Source organism: Phoenicibacter congonensis, assembly GCF_902386915.1.
Taxonomy (GTDB): Bacteria; Actinomycetota; Coriobacteriia; order Coriobacteriales; family Eggerthellaceae; genus Phoenicibacter; species Phoenicibacter congonensis.
This window is the reverse complement of sequence record NZ_LR698997.1, coordinates 650,876-665,768: the sequence shown is the minus strand read 5'-3', so window position 1 is coordinate 665,768 and position 14,893 is coordinate 650,876. Positions and strand designations below refer to the sequence as shown.

Genomic DNA, 14,893 nt, shown 5'->3' with positions numbered 1-14,893 from the left:
AAATGCATGCGCCAGATGAAATTTATTGCAGGACAGTCCTAATAGCATTTTCGGTTGTAGATGAAATGACAGCCAAACCGCCAAAAACTTTAGCGTTTTTGATGCTAGCGCCAGAGCTCTTCATTAAATCATAGGCTCCTTGATTGAGACTCTCATCCAGCGAAGCAAGGAACATGACGCTTTTAGTTTTGCCAAGATTGTGTGAAGAGCCAAGGGCGTCATAGTAACCAAGTCCAGAACTAAAACCTGCACCTTCTAGCGACATTCCTTGAGCAACTGCATAGGTTACGAAAGCAATGTTTGTTTGATATGCGTCATCGCCAGCAATTCTTGAAGTAGCAATTCCAGATGATGTCAACGAATTTTCAACATCTTGGGGGACAGCAAAGAAGCCGCCAAGCACTGTGGCTTTTGCATGATGCGAAGCCTTTTCTGCCATCGGTGCATTATCACCATAGGGATTGACTAACAAGATGAAAGAATCATTTGCCATTGCATAGCTTCCAGCCCCGAGTGCGTCATGATAGCCCGCACCTGAAGCAACGAGAACTTCGTTTGCGTTCCAAGATCCACGTGTGTTTCCAAAATCATAAACCGCTCGGTTGGTTGCATATCCATCATCACCAAAGATTCGATCGCATGCACCATCTCTGTCATAGGCGCAAAGTTCACTTTCGATGCCATCAGAGATAGCAAATTTGCCCCCAAGCACTATGATGTCAAGAGTTCTAGAGCCACCGCCAGTTAGCTCATTTAGAGCCTCTAAAGATGTCGAATTAATAGCATCGTCGGAACCATTTACAAGCAAAACAGGATAGTCCAACATTCCCGAAAGAGCAGCAGCGCTCAATGAGTCAAGATAATGGCTTGTGCCACAAACTATGACACCGGTTGGCAAACCGTTGGTTTCGATGTCGTTTTTGATAGTGTCGAGATTTGTCCCATAACAATCATCACCTGAAAGTCTTGTGACATTAATAGGATTTCCAATTGGTTCGTCAACTTTTTCAATCAAAACCGTGTTGTCACCTTCAGTGAAGAGAGACCCCTGTGAAGCATCAGAATAAAGAACTTTTACTCTGTGATCACCCTTTTCTGGGTCAATGCCGACATTGTTCTCAAAGACTTTATATCCAAAAGATTTAACGCTTGCAGGAAGAGTGACTTCTGCCAAAAGACCCTCTTTAAAACAGCCATTTCCAATAGACTCAACACCTTCTTCGATGGTTAGGCTCTTTAATGTTTGTCCTTTGAATGTGCCTTCAAAAGCATTGTCATCGATAGTTTTGACATTTCCCGGAATCGTCAGCTCCGACAAGTGATGCAAATGAAACGCTTTTCTTCCGATGTGTGTGACATTTGATGGGATAGTAAGTTCTGTTAAACGAGCACCAGCAAAGGCAGTTTGCCCAATGTCGGTAATGCACTCAGGCAAAGTGATGTTTTCCATGCGAATGTTCATCGAAAGGAAGCCGTCAGGAATAATTGGCATTTGCTCGGAGAGACGAGCCTTCGTAATGTTGTTGTTAGAAAAACATCCATCGCCACAACTTGTGACAGAATCGGGAAGATAGATGTTAGTGAGCTTGTTCCCCTTAAAAGCAGTTGTTCCAATGGAGGTTAGCGTTTCTGGGAATTGAACTATCTCAAGATTGTTGTATCTAAAAGCGTTCTCGCCAATTGTTTGCAAGCTTGCTGGCAAAATAACCGACTTCAAGCCATTAGGACTAATTACATTTCCTTTGTCAGATGAACCAAATGAAATCTCGCTTTCAGGAACCCCGAAAACAGGATTTCCCACATCAACGACTGTTTGATTAACGTCGCTTAGCTTAGTCGGCGCAACGTAACCTGATATTTCCGTTATGACTGTTCCATCAGGGGAAACGTCTGGTAAAACAAGATTTAGGTTAGATTCACGTTTAACTTTTCCTGTCTCAGAGAAACCAGTAATGGCAGATCCGACATAGGTGAAGTCTTCAGATGACCAGCCTGTGAGGGTTAATTTATCGTAAACTGTTTCAAAATTTTTGCCTTTAGCAGGGAGGTTAGTTAGACCATCAACAATTTCCTTGCAGTTGGTGTGAAGGGCAACAGGATTTGAGGTTGTGTCTCCAAAAGCAAGTTCTGACAATTCTGAGACGGTGGATGGCAACTCAGCCTTTGTGGCCATGAGTCCACCAAAAGCATTGTCAGCAACTGTCATCAATCCTTCGTTTAAAGAAAGCGAGCTAATGTAATCGCTTGCTGGGCTTGGATTGTAAAAAGCATTCCTTTCAATAACGTGCACATTTCCAGGAATAACGAGTTCTTTAAAAGCATTGTTCTCAAATGCGCTTTCAGGAATTGTGCTCAAAGTAGAAGGGATGTTTAGGGTTGTTAAGTTGTTGTCAGCAAAAGAAGATTTGCCAATCGAAACAAGCTCGTCTGGCAACACCATGCTATCAAGTCTGCAACCTGCAAAAGCCTCATCTCCAATCTCGATTTTTCCAGTTCCCCTTCCAAATGAAACTGACGTAAACTCTTGTCCTTTAAATGCAGCTGCGCCAATTCCCTGCACTGTTGCACCTGTTGTGTCAGAAGAAGGAATGACTAGATTTTTATGAGAGCTTGCTTTAGTTTGTCCTGATTCGCTCAAGCCAGTAACCACACGAATTGAATCTCCGCCAGAAGAAACAACGTTGTCATAGGTAAAGTCGCTTGCAACCCACAAGTTGTTCGTGTCTAAAATAATTTCGTGATATTCAGACGTCGGGAATTTCGTTTTATCTGTCGCCTGAACCTCTTTAGACACATAGACTTTAGTTACAACAGCATGTGTGCTATCTGAATATTGCTTAATGAAAGTTTTAGCTTTTAACTCTTCAACTGTCGTTGGGAGATGAACTTCTTTGATGACTTTGTTTCTGAACGCATAATCACCAATCGACACAAGTCCCTCTTCAAGAGTCAACTTGCACTCATCGCTTAAATAGTTCTTAGTGGAAAAAGCATACTTGCCAATTGATTTAACACTTTTCGGAATGTTGATTTCATGAAAGTTATTCCCAGCAAAAGCATTTTGCCCAATAGATGTAATTGACTCAGGGATTTTTATGCTTGTCAGGTTCGTCATGTAATTAACACCGTCACTACAGCCAAAAGCCCCACCTGGGATTTCTGTCAAACTATTTGACAAATCGATTTTCTCAAGAGTCGGGTTAGTAGCAAAACAACCTGCGCCAATTGATTTAACTGAATCAGGCAAGATTATGCTTGAGAGATTGTTCTGCTGAAAAGCAGCAAGTCCAATCGTCTCAACGTCGTTGCTAATCACAGCATCTATTAACCCAGCGCATCTAAAGGCGTTTTCACCAATAGTTTTGCAAAGTGATGGAAAAGTGACTGACCTTAGTTTTTCATCAGCAGTTGCAAAAACTCCACCTTCAAATTCTGAATTATTAGTTGTTCCAGCAATTTCTACAACAAATCTTCCACGCGAGTCAACGTCGGGGAATGCAAGGTCAGGATTAACCTTTCTTTTTGCAATTCCACTTTCGCTTAAACCAGTGATTTTGACACGATAGTTCTCTGTGTCTTCATAGGTGAAATCTTGCGAGAGCCACTGAACGTCAGATTTGTAGGCTCCAATTTCAGAAATCAGCTTTTGACACCATGAGTGTTGGCTTTCTGTTGCTCTGTCGGTGGTGTGGATTCTGTCTAGGTTTTGCAAATTCAAATTGTCGGTGTACATGTAGACAACGCCGCCGCCATTTTTAATGCTGGAATTAGTGCAAGCATCTGAAATTGCCTCTAGTCCTGGGTTTAAAACAAATGCGGTCTTATTCACAACAGCGGTGAAATCAGGAAGTCTCAAACTTTTAATGTTGTTCGAACCGAACGCACTTCCATGGATTTCAAGTTGAAAATCTGTGGTTGTAGGGAACACGACCTCAGAGATCTGGTTTCTCGCAAAAGCCTGATTTTCTATCCACCAAATTGTGCGAGGGAGCTTTACAGTCTCCAACTTATTCATGAAAAAAGAATTTGGCATGCAAGCGATGACACCTTCTGGCAAATTCACTTCAGTTAAATTGTTTTTTGAAAAAGCCCCTTCTAGAATTACAAAATTGCCACGCCTTGAAACATATTTAGTTGTCTCATCAACATAATCAGTCTTCATTCCAGTTGGGAACTCAACAGATGTGAGACCTTTTTCTCTAAAAGCTGAAGGTCCAACCCCAATCAAAACGTTTCCTTCTGTGTCGGTTCGTGGAATGACAATGTCGGTGTTGCCATCGGCTAACTTTTGAGCGCCTGACTCAGAAAAACCACTAACGACTATTCCTTTTAAGTAGAATTGCCTAGAATAGTCGCATCCATAGAGCTTTACTCCCTCTGGGTATAGTGGTTCGCCCCCAGTTGAACTCGTTACTGTTTGTACATCTGCATAGGTAAAATCATCTGAAGTCCACGCAGTGCCAGAAACAGAAACACCATCAGCCACGTTTGATTCTTCTGCAATTGCGCAAGAAGGAAACAATGCAACAAATCCAAGAACAAACATTGCGACGACGAAGGCAACTGACACCTTTAATTTATTAGTTGTCAACATACTTCTCCTTAATGAACGAATGCACCAAATTGTAGAAAAACTATGAATCAGGCAGAAAAAATGAAGCACTTTTGTGATTATGCAGTAAGATATACAGACGGTTGCAGTGGTCCACTGTAGTCGAAATATCATAACACATCACCGTGTCTGCCTGCACAGAGCATGGTTCTGCTTCCCAATAACACCACTATATAATCATTTTCTTAAGGAGAATTTTGCGCAAAAACGCAATTATAAAAACTACGGCAAAAACACAGCTTGATAAAGTGACACTGTTTGTCACGCTCGTTCTCGCATTCTCATTGCCAATTGTGCAAATCAACGTCCAAGCATTCGGAAAAAATCCAGAAAAAAAGAACAACGCAAACATAGAAACTATTTCAAAAAAAGCACTGTTGGGACAATCAGACTTGCTTGACTTAATTGAAGAAGAAGCTGATGCTGTTCCAGAACCAGCTAAGGAAGAGATTGAAGCAGAAGAAGAGGAAGACTCCGAAGATGAAAAGGCCGACTCAGAAGACGATTCTAGAGACGGCACTCAAAGCAAGAATAGTTCAACTAAGAATAATAACCCAGCAACAAGCAGTACAAACACGAACAGTGGCAACCCAAGTGGCGGCAGCACCGCAAAACCCCCATCGGGACACTGGGAGCAAGTGCTAGTGACTCCAGAAAGAGTGGTAAACAATCTAGTAGCCGTGGTTTGCATGTGTGGCGCTCAATTTCCAAATGAAGCTGCCTGGCAAGCGCACCGGCCACAACCTTGAAATGGCCTACATAAGCAGTACACGCCAATCTATGATCAAGTCGTGATACCTGCTGAATACACTCAGGTCTGGGTGGAAGATTAAAAACTAAACGAAATGATTACTCATCAACAATCATGCCCTTGTGGCGGTCTTTGTAGACCTTTCTTCCAAGCATGATTGCAACGAATAAAGCACAGGTTGTGAGAATTGCATACATTGCATAAACAACGCCTGATGTGAGCATGTCGCCAAGGTAGGAATAAACAAGCGTTGCAGGCAACTGACCAATTCCAGTCGCCAAAAAGAAGCCCCAAAAATTCATTCCTGTGAGTCCGGCTGCATAGCTAACGAAATCAAAGGAAACAAAAGGAAGAAGACGGCAAACTAGAATCGCATTTTTGCCATATTTCTCAAAGAATTTGTCGATTGAAGCAAGCATTCCTTTGCTCATAAAATTCATAACGGCGTCTCGCCCGAGAAATCTTGCGATGTAAAAACAAATAACAGAAGCAACCATTGCGCTCGACCAGGAAATGAGTGCGCCCCACACCCATCCGAACACAGCTGCATTTGCAAATGTAATGAGAAAAGCAGGTATTGGCGCTGCAAGACTTTGAAAAATCATCAACAGGAATGTAACAACAACAGCATATGCCCCATAGCTTCTGATGTATTCTGTGAGGCCACCAAAATCGCCTGAAGCATAGGAAGCAAGTTTTGTTAGTTCTTCTCTGATGGAAGGCACGCAAGAACAAATTAGGATGCCCGCAAAGAGAACGATAAATGTTATCATCTTTACTGTTTGGGCATACCTAACTCTTTTGCGTTCATCTTCATCATCGAACTTTTGTTCTGGAGCAGGAGAAATAAAATTCCATGCGCAAACCGCGACAACTCCAATGCCTGCAATAGAAAACAACACTTGAGTGACAAAAGGAACAAGCGCCTCAGAAAATCCAAAAGCCTCTTGCAAAGCAACGGCAGGACGAGTGAAAAGCCCAAGTGTTGGCCCCATCCATGCGACAGCGCAAGAAACGAGCACCATTGCAGCAAAACACGTTCCTTTCCAGCCAATGCCCCTCTCACTTCCTCTCATTGCAAAAGCAAAAATAGCAAACAATAAAACGACAATTGGAATGAACAAAAGGCCAGCTTTGTGGTTGGTTGTCGAATACATCGCATAGGACGCCGCAAGTGCCCCCAACAATCCGACAACCAAAAAGCTAATGTATTTCATCGCTTTATCCACAAAACTGCCTTTCTACTTAAATCTAGTTTTTATCCAAACAATAAATTACAAAGATTTCAAAGCGTCTTCGAACGATTTTGTCATGACCGCTTCTCCACCGAAGATTCTCGATGAACCAATGGTTTCATCGCTATTCTTAATAACTTCATATGCAGGCTGATTCAGAGAGTCATCTTTAGAAATCAAGAACATGACGCTGTTTGACTTGCCCAAAATGTGGGAAGAACCAAGAGCATCGTAATATCCAAGACCTGAGCTGAATCCTGCCTTGTCAAGCTTCATTCCGTTAGCTATTGCATACTTAACAAACTCAACATTTGTTTTATAGGCATCGTCTCCAGCAATTCGGCTAGTCGCAACACCTGCTGCTTCAATGGCTTGCTGAGTTTCATCTGAAACCGCAAACTTTCCGCCAAGGATTGTAGCTTTAGCATGAGCTGCAGCCTTCTTCACCATTTCAGAATTGTCTCCAGCAGGGTTAGCAAGAAGAATGAAAGTGTTTTTGGAAGCAGCATAGCTGCCGGCACCCAAAGCGTCATGATAGCCAGCTCCAGACGCGATGAGAACTTCATCATTGTTCCAAGAACCGCGAGTTGCTCCGAAGTCATAAACTGCGCGATTTGTTGAATAACCATCGTCTCCAAAAATTCTCTCGCATTTGCCGTCATTGTCATAGCCATTTAGCTGAGACTCGATTCCTTCAGAAACAGCAAATTTACCACCAAGCAAAATGACATCAAGTTTGCCTGTGCCACCTGCAGTAATCTCAGTCAATGCCTGAAGTGAGGAGGCATTAATGGAATCATCTGTTCCATTTACAAGCAAAATTGGATAGTTGAGAAGACCAGAGAGAGCTGCTGCACTCAAAGAATCAAGATAGTGACCAGTGCCACAAACAATCACGCCACTTGGTGCGCCATTTTGTGCAATGTCTTCTTTGATTGTCTGAAGGTTTGTGCCATAGCAGTCATCACCTGACAATCTCACGACATTCTCAATGTTCTTTGGTGGCTTGTCATAAACAATCACATAGTTGTTGATAGTCATCGACGTTGTTTTGAAAGTTAGTTTGTCTCCATCTTGTGTGTGAGACAAAAGGTTTAGGCTTCCGTCTTTCTTAAGTTCATAGACCGCTTTAACTTTTTTGCCAGACTGAATTTGAGTCTCAACTGTGAAGTCACCAATCGCAAGCTTGCTGAGTTCGCCATTTCTGTACATGTTAACCATGTCAAGGTCGAGCACCTCATAGTCCTGGCCCTCCAACTCATCAACCTTTACATCACCCAAAATGCGATCGTTCAGCAGATAATTTCCGCTGCTGATGTTTGTCATAAAGTTCAAACCACTAACAGTTGTTTTTCCTGAGATGCTCGTTATCGGGCTGTCATTTTTATGAGCCTCGCTTTTGTCAATAACATCAAGCTCTAAAACATTCCCGCAAATGAAATGATTGTATGGGAAATATGGACGAATTAGTGGGTTTTCCTCGTGATTTTTAATTGTGACAGGGAATGAGTCAATAGTGTAATCGCTAGATTCGACAGTCACCATATATTGAATGTCTTCAATAAGGTTTACTTTTATTTGATTTTCAAGACGCCCATTCTCGTCATAAATCCACTCACCTGTTTGTGTGTCGTCTTCACTAACAAATTTAAATGTTAAATCACTGAAGTATTTCGAATAGTCGACATTGCCTTCTGCGTCCTTGTAGCCAATAGCAAAGAAAGCCTCATGTCTGCGAACATCGGGGCTCTCCCCAACTGTTGCTTTCTTTTTTACAGTGACTTGCTGAATTCGCTGGTCAGTTTTGTCGTCAATAGGATATGTTTCGACGCTGCTGTTATTGAGCGTGAAATACATATTCTTCATCTCATATTCATCATCTTGCAAATAAACGATGTAGTGATGATCCTTTTTGAGGGTTACTTGAGGAAGGAGTCCTGGCAGAGACTCAACTACCTGTTCAAACTCCTGTGTTGTCGCATCGAAGAAATTAAATTTGAGAGATTTGCTCACGCCACTTCCGTCTTCGTCTCTAATAGGAAGAGTTTGTAAAACAACATCGAGTGTGTTGTAGGTCGTGTCGAATGCATCTGGACGCTCGCCATCGTCGTAGCGATTGTCAACACCCTCTCCTTGAGATTTTCCACTGTTTGCGTTAGTGCTCTCGTCGCGTGTTGGTGCCTTTTTAATCAGAATCTTCTCGAGTGTTTGTTCTTCTCCATCAGCACCATCTTCTGCGCTCCACAAAAGAGGAAGTTTGCCTTCATAACGGCCAAACATCGAAAGCGTCCCCTCATTACCAACAACAGCAAAGGCTCCATACTTTTGGTTAGTGTAGAGAATTGTGGCTTGAGTCTCATAACCAGAAACGGTTTCAAATCCAGCAATTTTTCCGTCTTTAACCTCAAAAACCTTGTGTTCTAGCTTTGAAGTTATCGAATTTGGGATGTTGAAGTCGATAGTAAAGCCGTCTTCAACCACCTCACCATCGGTATATTCAACTGGAATGTCTGCAACTTTCACTGTCTGTCCTTTTGGAACACCACCAGCGTGGTCTTCCCAGCCAGGCTTTAATGAAAGTTTCACGGAGAATTCTTTTAAAGTGGTGCCGTAAGCGGAAACATCTTTCCCATTAACGCTCAGGATGCAAGAATCATCAAAGAAAGAACTCTGACGAGGTTGAACTTTAATTTTGAACTCATCAGAAGTCGTGTATTTGTTGTTATCCTTCAGTTTTAAAAGAACATTTTTATAGTTTAAGGATTGTGGAGTGGCGCTCAAAATTCCATTGCTAACTGAAATGTTGTCGGCAGCGATTGTATCGGTTGGCTGATCATTGTCGTCGAGCTCATAGGCAACAAAAGTCTGTGAACCAGAGAAATATTTTCCACTCTCATCAATAACACACGCGTTAAATGAATTGCAATCTGTTGGAGGATATTTTATTAAACCTGAAATAGCAGCTTGCAAATCAGACTCTGCCTTGTCAACCGCGTCTTGAGTAGCTTCGTTGTTTGCAACCACATCTTTTGCCGTAGCTAGATTAGAGCTAAAACTCTCAAATCCTTGAGCATAATCAGAGGCTTTGTAGGATGAAACGCTGTTGACAAGCTCACTTAGGGAGTCCTTGTAAACACCAGTTCTGGTTTCTACAACAATTTTTACTTCCGTGTCGAACGGAATTGGCGCCTCAGATGGCTTTGTGCTGTTCGCATCAAGGTTTACAAATTCAATGTCAGTAAAAGCAAAATCGTTAAAGTACTTCAAACGCGGAGTCGTCATTTTCTCGTCTTGTCCAAGATAGAGAGGTAAATTCCCGTCTCTTGAAAACTGACGCTGTTCATTCGAAATGCTAATGTTTTTTACATTGTAATTTGCATCTTTGGCTTTAATGAGTGAATACAACTTGGTTGTATACCAATAATCAGTGAGTTCTGCCGCCTCAGCAGCACTAATTTTGAGAACACCTTCTTTGTCAGTGTAGTAGTCCTTAAGAGCAGCGCCATATGCATTAGCACCTGGTTGTTTTGCGCCCTTGGCGGAACCAGATTTATAAAGTCCAAATCTCATGTTGGACACTGGCTTGCCATTTTCATCAACAACTTTTGCATTTAGTGTGAGCGGTCCAGAAACTGGAACATCAACCTTAACTTCTTTGCTTGCAAGCTTGAAGGCATATTTATAAACGGTGTTGCCATAACCAATAGCTTCTCCGTTTACTTTCTCGAAATATCCTGCACCATATTCAACTGCAACATCGAGTTTGATGGTGTCTTCAGTCTCGTAATTTTCATTTTCCTTTAATTTAACAACAGCACTTTTGTTGGAAAGATCAGCAGCCGTTAAACGAATAATGCCGTTCGTTGGAGTGATGTCATCTGCGAGCACATTTTCACTAGTCGAGCCGTCCGAATTCAATTCATATGCTGCAAACTTAACTTCATCTGAAAAAGTTTTTCCATCTGGCCCAAGAACGATAGCTTGGAATTCATCTTCAGTGGTTGGAGGATATTTAATCATGGCATCAATTGCCGATTGAAGATCAGCGCTTGCTTTATTTACGTCTTGTTGGGTTGCGGCGCCATTGTCATAAACGCCTTTTGCAACAGAAAGAACGGCTGACATATCATCAAATCCATAGCAGTAGTCAGATGAATTCAGTGTTGAAGCAGAATCAATGAGCTCTTTCAGGGCGTCTTTATAAACCCCTGTTCTTGGAGCCATAACAATTTTGACCTCTGTTTCAATAGAAGTTGGAGTGCTTGTTGTTGCTGTTGGTGTTGAATCGAGAGTAACAAAGTTCTCAGTGTCAATAGCAACATCGTTAAAATAACGAAGAACAGGAGATGTCGCTTTTTCACGCAATCCTAAATAAAGAGGAACATCGCCTGTGCCAGTTGCTTGCTTAAGTTCATTTTTCATTTCAATCGATTGAATTTGGTTGTTTGCATCAGATGACTTGAGTGCAACATACCTTGAAGACAATGAATCGAAGTAATAGGTGTAAACAAGATCTCCAAGTGACTTTGATTCAACAGTCAGAACTCCATCACTGTCAGTCACATATTCTTCCACCTTAGAACCGCTTGTTGATGCGCCAGGAGAAACAGCACCTTGCGCGCTACCAGTTTTATATGCTGCAAATTTCGCACCAACAACTGGGGTGCCAGATGTGTCAACAACCTGAGCTTTAAACTCAAGAGGTGTTGTCAACACCTGACTAGTTGAGTCCTCAGCAAAAGCTAGATTGGCCGGCAGAGCCATCAAAGCCAAACATAATGCTAAAAGACTCGATGTAAATTTTTTTAGCATCTAGAAACCCTTTCCATAAAATATCAACATTGAAAAGTTGCAGAAATGTCTTGCCATAACAGAATTATTTGACAAGCAGACGTTAGAGAACATGTGCAATTCGTTTTGCAGATAAACGAGTTCCCTCAAAGGCGCAAATGTTCAAAAATTAGACTTTTAAATTTTATCAAAGAAAATAAAGCTAAAAAATAATTAAGGACCCGACTAATCAGGTCCTTAAACAAAGAAGAAATGCTGAGACTTAAAACTACAGAATGCTGTTTACAAAGTCTTGTGTGATTACTGCTTCACCACCAAAAACAGTTCCATCAGTCAATTCCTCAGTGCTGTTGTAAAGCATGTCTATTGCAGGACGATTTAGCGAACTGTCTAGAGAAATCAAAAAAATCACACTCCTAGACTTTCCAAGGATGTGAGAAGAGCCAAGAGCATCGTAATAGCCAAGACCAGAGGAGAAACCAGCAGCGTTGAGGCTCATTCCATTTGCCAAAGCATATTTAACAAACTCAACATTTGTTTTGTAGGCATCATCCCCTGCAAGCCTGGCTGTTGTTAGACCAGCCGATTCTAGTCCGGCTTGAGTTTCGTTAGAAACCGCAAAAACACCACCAAGGATTGTGGCTCTAGAGTGATTTTTAGCCTTCGCAATCATTGAAGAGTTGTCACTGTGTGGGTTTGCAAGAAAAATGAAAGTATTCTTGGCTGCTGCATAGCCGCCAGCCCCCAAAGCATCATGATAACCCGCACCAGATGCGATCAAAACTTCATCTGAGTTCCAAGAACCACGGGTCAATCCAAAGTCATAGACAGCACGATTGGTTGAATACCCATCATCGCCGAAAATTCTCTCACAACTTCCGTCGCTGTCAAAAGCGCTCAACTGAGATTCCATCTCTTCAGAAATGGCAAACTTGCCACCAAGAACAATTAACTCAATTTTATTTGCGCCATCATTAGTGAGCATTTTGATTGCCGATAACGAAGTTTCATTCAAAACTGAGTCTGAACCATTGACAAGCAAAACGGGATAATCAAGAAGTCCAGAAAGTGCCGCGGCACTCAATGAGTCAAGATAGTGGCTTGTTCCACAAACAATTACTCCATTTGGTCTTCCATTATTGTCAACATCCTGACACAACGTGTCAAAATTTGTCCCATAGCAGTCATCGCCAGCAAGACGCGTCACTCTAAGACCAAGACTTGTTTTCCACTTTGGATACAATGACATGTTTTCGCTCACGACATCGTTATCAAAATTCCATTTATTTGTGAAATTGGGGTCAGTATACCAACCAGCAATTGGCGTTCCATCAGTCACCAGCTCAGGAGCCTCAATCTTAGAGCCATTCTCAACAATTAAAAATGGCCTATCAAGTCTTTGGGCGTGATCCTGATAGTTTTGTATTTGCACAAGTGAAGTTTTGACGACACGCAAATCAACAAGACCTGCATATTCCTTCGAAGAGTATGGGATACCATCGTGAGCTGCAACGATGTCATATTCAAGCACACCAGGATTATCTCCATCTTCACCCATGCCAATTGAAATTACTGAATCAGCTTTTAGCTTTGCGCTGCTCTCTGGTTCTCCAAGGCTGCTGTCAGTTGTTGAGATAGTCCAATATTCTGTCTCTCCTGATCCATTGATGAGCTCAGAAATGTCCTTGCTCAAAACTCCATTTTTGTCGGTTCTTGTTGTGAGAATAATCGAATCTTTGTTGTGTTGAACATTGTCTGCGTCAGGAACTAGCTTTAACGACACGCCTTCAACTGGGTTGCCTGCACCATCGGTAACTTTCAATTTCAGAATTGAACGATTAACAACATTTTTAACAACAACAGTTGCTTCACCAGAATAATCTTGCCCATTGATTTTGTCTACATAAACGCCACTAGTGTCGTTGCGTGCAAACTGAACCGTAGTTTCAGAAACTAACTCTCGTGCATTGTTCTTAATTGAAATTTGATAGGCAACGTCCACAATTTCTGTGTCGTCACACTCGCGCGCTGTCTCGCCATAGGCATCGGTCGTTGGAAGAGAAATGACTGGCTTTTGTAACTCGCCTTGTGCAGTGAGCTCAACTCCAACACCACGCACAGCGTTGCCGTCTTCATCCACAACCTTCAAATTCAAAATCTTGCTTTTAGCTGGCGCATCAGAGGTGTATTCAAAAACAACTGGTTTAGCAGAAAGAGTGCTCGTTGTGAACTTGACCGCATCTCCATTTTGAGTAAATGAATTTAATTTTAAAAGCGATCCATCATCATTCATTTCATAAACTGCTTTAACAGTTTTTCCGCTTGGTAGTTTTTGGGTGATTTTAAAATCGAGTCCCGCGACTTTAAAAGCTTCGCTTCGCGCAGTATTCTCAGCTTTAATCGAATAAACCCCATAGTCAACAAACCCATTTAGATTTTTATATTGCGAAGTAACATCCAAAGTGTGAAGAGATGGCCTTCTTCCCGATTGCTCATCGGTAAAGTCCATTCCCTCGACAGTTGTGTTTCCATCATCTGTAGAAATGCTATCGCAAGTGCTTCCTAGTTCAGACAAAGGAATTACATTAAAGTAAAGAACTTGTTGACAACATCTGTGGTCATATGTCGAAGCAACAGGCCAATATTCACTAAATTGTTCTGGATATTCGCTTTTGTCTTTATAGACAACAGGAAAAGGCTCTACACCTAAAGTTACGCCAGAAGGGCTCTTGTAGATTACCATGTAGTCAACATCTTCAAGCAAAGAAGCATAAATTGTGGTGCTTCCGCTTGAATAGGTTACAACCCTTCCTTCCACAGTCTCAAGAGTGCTGACGAACTCCACTTTTGGGTTAAACAAAGCGATATCATTGCCATCCCTTTTTAAATACCAAGAAAAAGTGTGTCGCCTCGCATCGTTTTCGTTGTCTAGTGCTTGTGAGCGTTTGCTCAATGTTACTTGGGTAACCTCTGGATAACTCCAAACTGTTGGAGAACTCAAAGATTCTTTTGTTAGAGTTTTAGTGCTCACAAGTTTTCCATCTTTAACCCAGACATAGGTTTTACCCTGCCATGCTTTATCCATTGGGAAAAAAATGTAGTTGTGATTTTTTAATAGTGACAGGTTAATCTTTCCATCAGCTGAAATGACCTCCGTCTCATTTGTTTGCGTTGTGGCGTTCCAAATTTGGAATTTGACTCCGTCTACTGCGTTTCCATCTACATCTTTGACGGGCATCACATAATTAAAGCGTTCGTTTTCAAACAAATCTTTTTCCTTGACGTGCTCCCCGTCACTTTCGACCCACGAAAGTGAGAAACCGTCATTGAGTACATCTGCATCATCGGCGCTCACAGCACCATCTTGTGCAAAAGCACAAACAGGAAAAGCCAGAAGGAACAACAAACAACAAAACAAAATGAGAGGAGGCCTCAAGCAAATGGATTTTTTTAGATCCGCCATGAAGCCTCCTTTGTAAAAAAACAGTAGATATTTCTACTTAA

The 14,893-nt window shown here is 41.9% G+C and carries 5 protein-coding genes; 1 reads left to right on the top strand and 4 read right to left on the bottom strand.

What is annotated here, in order from left to right; genetic code table 11:
• Positions 1 to 22: 22 nt before the first annotated feature.
• Positions 23 to 4,594, bottom strand: coding sequence for a leucine-rich repeat protein (locus FXZ76_RS02820; RefSeq protein ID WP_162273042.1), 4,572 nt, complete (start codon positions 4,592 to 4,594; stop codon positions 23 to 25).
• A gap of 215 nt (positions 4,595 to 4,809) precedes the next feature.
• Between FXZ76_RS02820 and FXZ76_RS02815 the strand changes: the two genes are divergently transcribed.
• Positions 4,810 to 5,361, top strand: a complete 552-nt coding sequence (locus tag FXZ76_RS02815) for a hypothetical protein (protein WP_079535677.1) — start codon at positions 4,810 to 4,812, stop codon at positions 5,359 to 5,361.
• A gap of 100 nt (positions 5,362 to 5,461) precedes the next feature.
• On the opposite strand, the gene FXZ76_RS06365 is transcribed toward FXZ76_RS02815, so the two are convergent.
• The 3 genes from FXZ76_RS06365 to FXZ76_RS02800 all read right to left on the bottom strand — a co-directional run bounded on the left by FXZ76_RS06365 (position 5,462) and on the right by FXZ76_RS02800 (position 14,852).
• On the bottom strand, positions 5,462 to 6,592 hold the full coding sequence (locus tag FXZ76_RS06365; RefSeq protein ID WP_197682088.1) for a TVP38/TMEM64 family protein: 1,131 nt from the start codon (positions 6,590 to 6,592) through the stop codon (positions 5,462 to 5,464).
• Between the two features lie 45 nt (positions 6,593 to 6,637).
• Positions 6,638 to 11,410: a cell wall-binding repeat-containing protein gene (locus tag FXZ76_RS02805; RefSeq protein WP_079535676.1), complete on the bottom strand. Its 4,773-nt coding sequence runs from the start codon at positions 11,408 to 11,410 to the stop codon at positions 6,638 to 6,640.
• 247 nt (positions 11,411 to 11,657) lie between these two features.
• Positions 11,658 to 14,852, bottom strand: coding sequence for a cell wall-binding repeat-containing protein (locus FXZ76_RS02800; protein WP_079535675.1), 3,195 nt, complete (start codon positions 14,850 to 14,852; stop codon positions 11,658 to 11,660).
• Positions 14,853 to 14,893 lie beyond the last annotated feature (41 nt).